At 73.8% G+C, this 12,238-nt stretch carries 1 protein-coding gene; it reads right to left on the reverse strand.

The window, feature by feature from the left end; all coding sequences use genetic code 11:
- On the reverse strand, window positions 1-12,238 hold a 12,238-nt coding region (locus I0C86_RS33490; protein ID WP_196205314.1), incomplete at both ends, for a non-ribosomal peptide synthetase.

The following is a 12,238-nucleotide window of genomic DNA, read 5'->3' on the forward strand; positions in this document are numbered from 1 at the left end:
CGCCCGTTCGTCCCCCGCCGATTCGTCTGCCGCCGGTCCTCCGACCGGTACCGGCTCGGGCCCCGTCGGGGTCGCCAGCAGCCGGGACACGCCGGCCAGCTCCGGCAGCCGCTCGGCGGCCGCCGGGGTGGTCACCACCACACGGGCGCCGGAGTCGGCGACCATGAACGCCAACCGGTCGGCCGGATGGCCGAGATCCAGCGGCAGGAATGCGGCACCGAGCCGGAGCACGCCGAGCACCACGGCCACCGTCTCGGCCGAGCGCGGCACCGCCACCCCGACCACCGTCTCCGGCCCGATCCCGTACGCCGTCAGCAGCCCCGCCATCCGGGCCGCCTCGGCGTCCAACTGGGCGTACGACATCGTCCGCTCGCGGTCGACCAGCGCGACCGCGTCCGGGGTCTGCGCGGCCCGGCGGGCGAACAGCGCCGGTAGGGTCTCCTCCGGCACCTCCCGCCCGGTCGCGTTGAAGTCCCGCAGCACCCGGGTCCGCTCGTCGTCGACGAAGACGTCGACCCGGCTCAGCCGCAGTCCCGGATCGGCGGCGACCGCCGTGGCGAGCCGGCGCAGCCGGGCGCCGAGCAGCTCGACAGTGCTCCGGTCGAAAAGGTCGGTGCGGTACTTGAGCAGGCAGGTCAGCCGCTCGTCGTCCGCCGGCCCGGCGTCGGGGTGCTCGGCATCCGCCACGCCCTCCGCGATGTCGAAAACCAGGTCGAACTTCGCGGCCGGAGTCTCGACCGGCTCGTCGACGACGGTCAGGCCGGCGAGGCCGGACCAGTCGTCGGCCCGGTTCCGGTGCACCACCATCACCTGGAAGAGCGGATTGCGGGACGCCGAACGGGCCGGGTTGACCGCCTCCACCACGGCCTCGAACGGCACCTCCTGGTGGGAGAACGCGGCCAGGTCGGTCTCCCGGACCCGGGCGAGCAGTTCGGTGAAGGTCGGATCGCCGGACAGGTCAGCCCGGAGCACGAGCGTGTTGACGAAGAACCCGACCAGGTCGTCGAGGGCCGCGTCGCCCCGGCCGGCGATCGGCGCCCCGAGCGGAATGTCCGTACCGGCGCCGAGGCGGTGCAGCAGCGCCGCCACCAGCGCGTGTACCACCATGAACAGACTGGTGCCGGTGCTCCGGGCGAGTCGACGCAGCGCCGCGCCGACCTCGGCGGGCAGCTCGACGGACAGTTCCGCACCGGACGGATCCGGCTGGCCCGAGCGGGCCCGGTCGGTCGGCAGGACCAGCTCCTCCGGTGCCCCGCGCAGGGCCGTACGCCAGTAGTCGAGCTGCCGGGCGGCCAGGCTGGCCGGGTCCGCCGGATCGCCGAGCAGTCGACGCTGCCAGAGGGTGTAGTCGGCGTACTGGACCGGCAGGGGCGGCCAGTCCGGCGCCCGTCCCGCCGACCGGGCCGCGTACGCCGTGCCGAGGTCGCGCAGGAATGGCCGGTCCGACCACTCGTCGGTGGCGATGTGGTGCAACAGCAGCACCAGCACGTGCTCGTCGGCCGTTGCCCCGGCTTCGGCCCGGACGGCGGTGCCGGTGTGGTCGATCGCGAGAAGCGTGGCCCGCAGGGGCAGCTCGGTGGTCAGGTCGAACGGGCGCCGTACGGCGTTCCGGACGAGCCCGGCCACCTCGGCCGGGACGGCGGGAACGCTCTCCAGCACCGGCCGGGCGTCGGCGACCGGAACCACCCGCTGGAACGGCAGACCGTCCCGTTCCCCGAAGACCGTCCGCAGCGTCTCGTGCCGGCCCGTCAGGTCGGCGAGGGCGGCACGCAGCGCCGGGACGTCCAGCGCCCCGCGCAGCCGTACCGTGATCGGGAAGTTGTAGGCCGGCGACTCGGTGGCCAGCTGCTGGATCATCCAGAGTCGCTGCTGGGCGAAGGAGAGCGGCAGTTCGGCGGGACGCTCGGTCGGCACCAGTTCGGCCCGCACGGGTGCGGACCGACTACCCGGTCCGGCGCTCCCCGGTGCGGCGCTGCCCGGTCCGGCGCTCCCCGGTGCGGCGCTGCCCGGTCCGGCGCTCCCCGGTCCGGCGCTGCCCGGTGCGGCACTGTCCCGTCCGGCGCTGTCCCGTCCACTCCCGGTCGCCGCGTCCGCGCCGGGTGGCTCGGGGAGCCGCTCGGCCAGTTCGGCAACGGTCGGCGCCTCGAACAGGTCCCGGATCGCCAGCTCGGCGCCGAGCGCCACCCGGGCCCGGCTGATCAGCCGGATGGCCAGCAGGGAGTGACCGCCGAGGTCGAAGAAGTTGTCGTCGACACCGACGTCCGGCGCACCGAGCAGTTCGGCGAAGAGGGCGCACAGCACCTCCTCCCGGTTCGACCTCGGTGGCCGGCGGGTCGTGCCGGTCCGTACGGTCGGGGCCGGCAGCGCCGCCACGTCGAGCTTGCCGTTGACGGTCAGCGGCAGCCGGTCCAGTGGCACCAGCGCCGCCGGCACCATGTAGTCGGGCAGTCGCCGCAACAGATGTGTCCGCACCGTGCCCAGTACGACGTCGTCGTCCGACTCCGTCCACTGTGCACCGCGTACGACGTAGCCGGCGAGCCGACGTACGCCGCCCTCGGCAGACGAGTCCACCAGCACGGCGGCGTGCGCCACCCGGGGGTGCTCGGCCAGCGCCGCCTCGATCTCGCCCAACTCGATCCGGTAGCCCCGGATCTTCACCTGGTCGTCGGTGCGCCCGAGGAAGTCAAGGTTCCCGTCCGGCCGGCTCCGCACCAGGTCACCGGTGCGGTACATCCGCTCCCCCGGCGCACCGTACGGGTCGGCGACGAAGCGATGCGCGGTCAACGCGTACCGCCGGTGGTAGCCACGGGCCAGCCCGATCCCGCCGATGTACAGCTCACCCGGCGCACCGGGCGGCGTCGGCCGCAGGTGCGCGTCCAACACGTAGGCGCGGGTGTTCCAGATCGCCCGGCCGACGGTCGGAGTGGCACTGTCCGTGGTGCCGCCGCCGAGCGTGTTGATCGTGTACTCGGTCGGCCCGTACAGGTTGTACCCGAGCGTGCCGTCGGTGTCCCGCAGGCGGGTCCAGACCGCCTCGGCGACCGCCTCACCGCCGAGCAGCACCAGCACCGGCCGGTGCCGGCCGGTCGACCCGGCGTCCCCGGTTCCGTCGCCCGGCCCGGTATCGTCGCCCGGCCCGGTTCCGTCGCCCGGCCCGGTTCTGTCGGTGTCGTCGTCCCGGTCGAGCAGCCCCTCCTCGATCAGGTGGTGGGCATAGCTGGGCGTGACGTTGACGACGTCGATCCGGTGCCGGTCACAGTAGGCGACCAGCGCCGACGCGTCCCGACGCAAGTCCTCGTCGCAGACGTGCACCTCGTGCCCCTCGACCAGCCAGAGCAGTTCCTCCCAGGACATGTCGAAGGCGAACGAGACGGTGTGCGCGATCCGAAGCCGTCGCCCACCGGCCGCCGCCACCGTCGGGTCGAAGATGGCCTCCCGGTGGTTGAGCTGCATGTTCGTCAGCCCCCGGTACGGAGTCACCACACCCTTGGGCCGGCCGGTCGAGCCGGAGGTGTAGATCAGGTAGGCGGGGTGGGACAACCGCTCCGGAACGGTCCGGCCGAACCCGGCCGGCAGCTCGGCGTCGCCGAGTTCGGCTCCGGACAGCTCGGCCAGCTCCGCGCGCACCGCCGGATCGTCCAGCAGCAGCACCTCGGCGGCCGTCTCCGGCAGGGACGGCTGCACCGACGCCACCGACAGCAGGCACATCGGCTCGGTGTCGCCGAGCACGAACGCCAGCCGCTCGACGGGATGGTCCAGCTCGAGCGGCAGGTACGCGGCCCCGGTCCGCAACACGGCGAACAGCGCCACCACCATCTCGATCGAACGCGGCAACGCGAGCGCCACGACCCGCTCCGGGCCGGCGCCCCGAGCCACCAGCAGCCGGGCCAGCCGGTTGATCCAGGCGTCCAACTCGGCGTACGTCAGGGTCTGGCCGGCGTTGACCAACGCGACCTCGTCCGGAGTACGGGCCGCCTGGGCGGCCAGCAGGTCCGCCACCGATTCGAGGCCGACCTCGTGCCGGGTACGGTCCCACTCCTGCGTCAACTCGCCACGTTCGGCCTCGGTGAGCAGGTCGAGCCGGCCGACCAGGGTCTCCGGATCGGCGACCAGCCGCACCAGCAGGCTGACGAACCGGTCGAGCAGAGCCTGCGCCACCGGACCGGGTACCACGTCGGGACGGTGGTCGAGTGCGACCCGGATCCGTTCCGCCGGGGTGACCACCAGGGTCAGCGGGTAGTGGGTGGCGTCCACCCCGTCCACCGCGGTGATCCCGTGCCGGTCCCGGAGCCGGGCCGACTCCCCCTCGTCGACGAAGTTCTGCAACACGTAGAGCGTGTCGAAGAGCCGGGCGTGCCCGGTCGCCCGCTGCACCGCGCCGAGCCCGAGGTGGTCGTGCGGCATCAGTTCGATCCGCCGCTCCTGTAGCCGGCGCAGCAGGCCGAGCACCGACTCGGCGGGGTCGGCGCTGACCCGTACCGGAACGGTGTTGAGGAACAGGCCGATGATGTTCTCCACGTGCGGGATGTCGCCGTGTCGTCCGGCGACCGTCATTCCGTAGACCACGTCGGTCCGGCCGAGGTGTCCACCCAGCACCAGGCCCCAGGCCGCGCTGAGCACCGTGTTGAGGGTGAGCCCGTGCCGGCGGGCCAGGCCGCGCAGCCGTTCGCCCAGCACCGTCGGTAGCCGGGTACGGCGGCGTTCCGGGACCACCGGCGCCAGGGTCGCGCCGGGTGCGACCAGGGTCGGCTCGTCGAGCCCGGCGAGCGCGTCCCGCCAGGCCCGGCCGGCGCGCTCGGCGTCCTGGGCGGCGATCCAGTCGAGATGGTCCCGGTACGACCCGGCCGGCGGCAGATCCCGGTCGTCGCCGTCCCGCTCGTAGAGCGTGAAAAGCTGCTCCACGAACAGTTCCTCGGACCAGCCGTCCCAGAGCACCAGGTGATGACTGACGATCAGCCGGTCGCGGTCGTCGCCGAGCCGGAGGAGCAGCAGCCGGCACAGCGGCGGGCTGGTCAGATCGAATCGGCGGCGGCGGTCGGCTGCCATCAGCTCAATCATCCGGGCCCGCTGGCGCTCCGGGTCGAGTCCGCGGAGGTCCACCTCGGTCACCGGCAGTTCGGGCGCCACTCCGATGAACTGCACCGGCTGAGACAGCCCCTCGCTGGTGAAACCGGCCCGCATGCTCGGGTTGCGGGCCAGCAGAGCGGCACCAGCCCGGCGCAGCCGGTCCAGATCGAGCCGGTGGTCGAGGTCGAAGGCGTCCTGCGCGGTGTAGACGTCGCGGGCGGCGGTGTCGTAGCTGGCGTGGAAGTACAGCCCCTCCTGCAACGGCGAGAGCGGCCAGATCTCCGCCACCGGAACGGGGCTGGTCCGCGCGATCCGGTCGATCTCGTCCCGACTCAGACTCAGCCCGGCGACCGTGCCGTCCAACTCGACGGTCGACGTGACCGGGCCGGGGATCGCGGCACGCGGATCGGAGATCGCGGCATGGGGATCGGAGATCGCGGCATGCGGATCGGAGATCGCGGCATGCGGGCCGGGGATCGCGGCATGCGGGCCGGGGATCGCGGCATGCGGGCCGGGGATCGCGGCGGTGAGCTGGCGTAGCGCGGCGATCCACTCGGCGCTGAGTTCGGTGACGTCCCGTTGGGCGAGCAACCCGTCGGGCCACGTCCAGGTGGCGGTCAACTCCGGCCCGGTGGGAGTCTCCGTGCTGACCGCGTCGACCTGGAGCAGGTGGGCCAGGTCCAGCCCGCCGTTGACGGTGGCGATGGCGTCGGACTCCGGGGCGGGCGTCCAGTCCGCACCCGTTCCACCGGGGAACCGGCCATAGTAGTGGAACAGCACCTGGGCCGAGGCGAGACCGGCGAGGATCGGCGCCGCCTGTGCGTTGAGGTGCCGCAACATGCCGTACCCGAGTCCACGGTCCGGTACCGCCCGCAACCGCGCCCCGACCGCCCGCAGGACGTCGACCGGGTCACCGCCGGTGGGCAACCGTACCGGCTGCACGCTGGTGAACCAGCCGACCGTACGGGACAGGTCGAGGTCGGGCCGCAGGTCCTCCCGACCGTGTCGTTCGAGGTCGACGAGCAGTTCGGCGTCGCCGTCCCGGCCGTTCCGCCGCTGCCACCGGGTCACCGCGAGCCGGAGGGCGGCGAGCAGCACTGCGGTCACGTCACCGTCGACCGCCGCCGGTACGACGGTGAGCAGTGGCGCCGTCTCCACCGGGTCGAGCCGTACGACGTGCTGACGAGCCGGTGGTCCGCTGGGTGGCGGCCCGGCCGGCAGTGTGCTCGGCGACAGCGGTTCCGCGCCCGGGGCCAGCGTTTCGGCCCAGTACGCCAGTTCGGCCAACCGCTCCGGCTCGTGCGCCTGCTCGCCGAGCACCCGGGCGAAGCGGCGCAGCGACGTGCCCACCGGGACGAGTCGCGGGGGACGGTCGGCCGCCACGGCCGTCCAGGCTGCGGCCAGGTCCTCGAAGAGGATTCGCCAGGAGACACCGTCGACCACGAGATGATGGGCGGCGAGCAGCAGCCGACCGGGCCGGTCACCGGCGTCGAACCACACCGCCTGGAGCATCGTTCCACCGTCGGGCGCAAGCCGGTCGGTGGCGGCGGTGGACTCGGCGGTCAGCAGTGTGCGTACGTCCGCGTCCGATAGTCCGGTCACGTCGACCCGGCGTACCAGATCGGCGGCGCGGATCGTACCGGTAGGGGTCGTCTCCAGTGACCAGAGCACCGACGCGATCCGCCGCAGCCGGAGCCGGAGCCCGTCGTGGTGGTCGAGCACCGCCTGCAACGCCTCGGTCAGCGCGCCGAGCCCCGCTTCCGCCGGTACGACGAGCAGGGTGGTGAGGGTGAACCGGTCGATCGGCAGACCGGTCTCCCGCAGCCAGTGCACGATGGGCAGCAGTGGTACGTCGCCCACCCCGTCGGTGGCGGGTACGACCTCGCCGGAAACGGCGGGCGACACCGGCACCGGAGCAGCCGCCACGGCAGGCCCGGCGACGGCAGCGACGGCGCCAGCGCCGGCCGGCGACGCGGCGACAGCGCCCGCTACGGCACCCACTACGGCATCCGCTTCGGCATCCGCCGACGGTGACGCGGTCACGGCGCGAGCCCGGTCGGCGGCGACGGCCGCCTCGGCGAGTACCCGTGGTGTCCGGTGCCGGAGCACGTCCCCGGGCGCGATCTCCAACCCCTGCCGTCGGGCCCGGCTGGACACCGCGATGGAGAGGATGCTGTCACCGCCGAGCGCGAAGAAGTCCTGGTCGACGCCGACCTCGGGCACTCCGAGCACCGCCGCGAAGACCTCGCGCAGCACCCGCTCGGCACCGGCTCCCGGCCCCGCCGCGACACCGCCCGACACGACACCGCCCGACGCGGCATGGCCCGGCGCGACACCGCCCGGCGCGACATGGCCCGACGCGACATGGCCCGGCGCGACACCGCCCGGCGCGACACCGTCCCGCGAGGTAGCCGGACCGTCCGGCGCGGGCAGTGCGGCGCGGTCGAGTTTGCCGCTGGGGGTCAGCGGCAACGCCTCGATTACCACGAGCCCGCTCGGCACCATCGGCTCGGGCAGCACCGCGGACACCGCCGCCCGGACCGCTTGAACATCCAACCGGGTACCGGCCGCCGGCACCAGATAGCCGACCAGCCGGGACCGGCCCGATCCGTCGGTGCGGGCGAGCACGGCCGCCTGGGCGACACCGGCTACGTCCCGCAGCACGGTCTCGATCTCGCCCAGGTCGATCCGGTGACCACGGATCTTGACCTGCTGATCGGTCCGACCGACGTACTCCAGTACGCCGTCGGCACGCCGCCGCACCAGATCACCGGTCCGGTACATCCGCTGCCCCGGCCTACCGTACGGATCGGCGACGAAGCGCTCGGCGGTCAGCCCCGGGCGGCGGTGGTACCCCTGCCCGAGCTGCGCCCCGGCGACGTACAACTCGCCGGGTACGCCGGCCGGAACCGGGTGGAGGCAGTCGTCGAGGACGTACAGCCGGGTGTTCGCCACCGGTCGGCCGATCGGCACGGTCCGGTCGGCGCCACCGTCGTTCGCCCACCACGTCACCTGCACCGCCGCCTCGGTCGGCCCGTAGAAGTTGTCCAGCGCGGTGCCGGTCAGGGCGTGCCAGCGCCGGGCGAGTTCCGGAGTCAGCGTCTCGCCGCCGCTGGAGACCCAGCGCAGGGTGGCCGCCCAGCCCGGATCGGCGGTGACCTCGTCGGCGAGCAGGAACGCCTCGACCATCGACGGTACGAACGTCACCGTGCTGACCCGGTGCCGGCGGATCAACTCGGCGAGCCGGGCCGGGTCCCCGGCGGCGTCCGCCTCGGGCAGGACGACCGCGGCACCGGCGTACAGCGGCCAGAAGATCTCCCACACGGAGGTGTCGAAGGCCGCCGGTGCCAGTTGCAGCATCCGGTCGTCGGTGCCGAGTCCGAACCGCCGCTGCGACCAGGCCAACTGGTTGACGATCGCCCGGTGGCTGACCAGCACCCCCTTCGGCCGCCCCGTCGACCCCGACGTGTAGATCAGATACGCGCCCTGCTCGGGGTCGACGGGGGTGGGAGACAGTGCGTTAGGAAGGGACCCTTCTTCTACAGAATGCGATAAGAAGGGGCCCTTCCTTACCGCAGGGACGAGCAGGAGGGGGACGGCGGCCGGGTGGGGTAGGTGGGTCATCGCGTCCGCCGTGGAGAGGATCGCCCGGGCGCCGGAGTCGGCCAGTACGGCGGCGAGCCGGTCCCGGGGATGCCCGAGGTCCAGTGGGAGGTAGGTGCCGCCCGCCCGGAGCACGCCGAGGAGTGCCACCACCAGTTCCGCCGAGCGGGGCACGGCCACCGCGACGATCTCCTCCGGCCGGATTCCGCGCTCGGTCAGTCGTCGGGCGACCGCACCGGCCCAACCGTCCAACTCGGCGTACGAGATCTGCCGCTCGCCGTCGATCAGCGCTACCGCGTCCGGGGTACGGGCCGCCTGCGCGGCCACCGCACCGCCGAGGGTCAGCGACGGTACCGGCGCGATCGGACCGGTCAGTGCGGCCAGCGCCGAGGCGCGCTCGGCGGCCGGCAGCAGGTCGATCCGCCCGACCGGACGGGTCGGCTCGGTGACGACGGTGCCGAGGATCTCGGTGAGCCCGGCCCTGAGCTGGTGGACCGTTCCGGGGTCGATCCGGTCCGGGTCGTACTCGATGGTGAGGTCGGGGTGACCGGTCGGCGACACCAGCAGGGTGACCGGATAGTGGGTGGCCTCCCGGAACTCGACCCCGGCGAGTTCCAGGCCGTCGGCCCGGTTCCGTCCGGCGGGGTCGGCCGGGTAGTTCTCCACCACGACCAGGGTGTCGAACAGCTCACCGCCACCGGCCAGGCGCTGGATCGCCGGTAGACCGAGGTGCTGGTGGTCGAGCAGTTCGGACTGCTCCCGCTGGAGCCGGGTGACCAGGTCGACCAGGGGCTCGGACGGGTTCCAGCGCAGCCGGACCGGCAGGGTGTTGATGAACAACCCGACCATGGACTCGACCCCGTCCAGTTCGGCCGGTCGACCGGAGACGGTGCTGCCGAACACGACGTCCCGCCGGCCGGCGCGTCGGCCCAGCACGATCGCCCAGGCGGCGTGCACGATGCTGCCCACGGTCAGTCCGGCGGCCCGGGCCGCGCCGGTGAGACCGGTGGCCACGGCCGGCGACAGGATCACCTCGGCCCGCTCGGGCTGGAACAGGCCCCCGGCCCCGGTCGTGGCCTCATCAGCTCCGGGCCCGGACTCGCCGCCGAGTCGGGTCGGGCCGTACAGGCCGGCGAGCGCGGTACGCCAGGCGTTCTGGGCCGCCGCCCGGTCGCGGCCGGCGAGCCATTCGAGGTAGCGCCGGTACGGGGTGACCGGGGCGAGTCGGGCCGGCTCGTCCGTCGGGGCGTACCGGGCGAGCAGGTCCCGCAGGGTCACCCCGGCCGACCAGCCGTCGGTGACGATGTGGTGGTGGGTGAGCAGCAGCGTGTGCCGGTCCCGCTCGCGCTGGACCAGTACGCAGCGCAGCAGCGGCGGGCGGGTGAGGTCGAACGGAACGGCCCGCTCGGCGGCGGCGAGCGCCTCGAACTCGGCGACCTGTGCCTCGTCGGCGTACCCGGTCAGGTCGACCTCGCGCCAGGGCAGGATGATCCGGTCGGCGACGAGTTGGATCGGCCGTCCGTCGGCGAGTTGGGGGAAGCCGGTCCGCAGTGGTGCGTGCCGGTCCAGCACGTCCTGCCCGGCCCGGCGCAGCGCGGCGGCGTCGAGCGGGCCGCGTAGCTCGATCACCTGCTGAACCCGGTACGGATCCCGGTCCGGTCCGGTGGCGACGGCGTGGAAGAACAGGCCCTCCTGGAGCGGGGTCAGGGGCAGCAGGTCGGCGATCGGCGTGCCGTTGCCGACCAACTCGTCGACGTCGTCCTGGTCCAGCTCCAGCAGCGGAAAGTCCGACGGGGTGGGTCCGCCGGCTCCCGGCTGCGCGGCGTGCCGGGTCAGGGCGTCGAGCGCGGCGAACCAGCCCTGCGCCAGCTCGCGTACGTCGGCCTCCCGGAGCAGCGCGTCCGGCCAGGCCCAGGTCACGCCCAGCCCCGGCCCGTCCGGATGGTCCTCGGTGAAGGCGTTCACCTCCAGGGTGTACGGCGCCACCGGCATTCCCGCGTCGAAACCTCCGGCGAGCAGGCCCATCCCGGGCAGTGCGGTCCAGCAGCCGTCCGCCGAGGAGTCCACCCCGAACCGGCCGAGGTAGTTGAAACTGAGCTGTGGTCCGGGCAGTTCGGCGAGTACGGCGGCGGTGTCGGGGTTGAGGTGCCGGAGCAGCCCGTACCCGAGACCGTGGTCGGGGATGGCCCGCAGCCGCTCCTTGATCCGCTTCAGTGCCCGGCCGGCGTCCGGGCCACCGGCCAGTGCCCGGTCCAGGTCGATCGGTCCGGGGTCCAGCCGGACCGGGAAGATGCTGGTGAACCAGCCGACCGTACGGGACAGGTCGATCCGGTCGGCGACCTGTTCCTCCCGACCGTGTCCCTCCAGCGCCACCAGCGCGGGCACCGGTTCTCCGGTCCCCCGGCGGCGCCGCCAGTCGGCCAGCGCCAGCGCGAGCGCGGTGAGCAGCACGTCGTTCACCCCGGCATGGAACGCCGACGGAATCGTGGTGAGCAGCGGCGCGGTCCGCTCGACCGGCAGCCGCAGGGTCAGCCGGCGGACGGTGCCGAGATCGCCGACCGGATCCAGCGGACGGTCCGCCAGCGCCGGGTCGGGGCCGCGGAGCATCTCCATCCACAGCGGAAGTTCGGCCAGCCGGTCCGGCGACGCCGCGTCGGCGTCGAGCAGCTCGGACCAGCGCCGCAGCGGCGTGCCGACCGGGTCGAGCCGAGGTGGCCGACCGGCGGTGACATCGGCCCAGGCCGCCGCCAGGTCCGGCAGCAGGATCCGCCAGGACACTCCGTCGACGACCACGTGCTGCACGATCACGACCAGGCGGCCGGTCCGCTCTCGGCCGGCGTCGAGCCAGACCGCCTGGACCATCACCCCGGCCTCGGGCGCCAGCCCGGCACCGGCGGACTCGGCGGCGGCCTCGATCCGGTCCCGCAGCGCCTCGTCGGTCAGCCCTCCGGCGTCGATCCGGCGCAGCCGGTCCGCCGCCGGTACCGTGCCCGGCGCCGACACCACGAGCCGGCCGGGCGCGTCCGCCGTGGCCCGGACCAGCCGGGATCGCAGCACGTCGTGCCGGTCGATCACCGTTTGCAGGGCGGCGGTCAGCCGCTCGGCGGTCGCCTCGGCGGGCACCCGGACCGCCAGCCACTGGCTGAACGCGTCGATCGGCCCGCCGCACTCGTCCAGCCAGCGCATGATCGGGGTCAGGCCGAACTCGCCGACCCCGGCCCGGGGGTCGTCCTCGCTCGCCCGGGGCAGCGGCTCGGCCGCCGGAGCCAGTTCGGCGACGGTACGCCGCTGGAAGACCTGACGCGGGGTGATCACCAGGCCGGCCTGCCGGGCCCGGATCACCAGCTGGATCGAGACGATGCTGTCGCCGCCGAGGGCGAAGAAGTCGTCGTCGACGCCGACCTCGGGCAGCCCGAGCACCTCCGCGTAGAGCGCGCAGAGCACCTCCTCGCGGGCGTCCCGGGGCCGGGTGCCGGTGGTCAGGGCCGCGAAGTCGGGGGCGGGCAGGGCGGCCCGGTCCAGTTTGCCGCTCGGGGTGACCGGCAGCCGGTGCAGTGGCACGAACGCG

This window comes from Plantactinospora alkalitolerans (assembly GCF_015690345.1).
Taxonomy (GTDB): domain Bacteria; phylum Actinomycetota; class Actinomycetes; order Mycobacteriales; family Micromonosporaceae; genus Plantactinospora; species Plantactinospora alkalitolerans.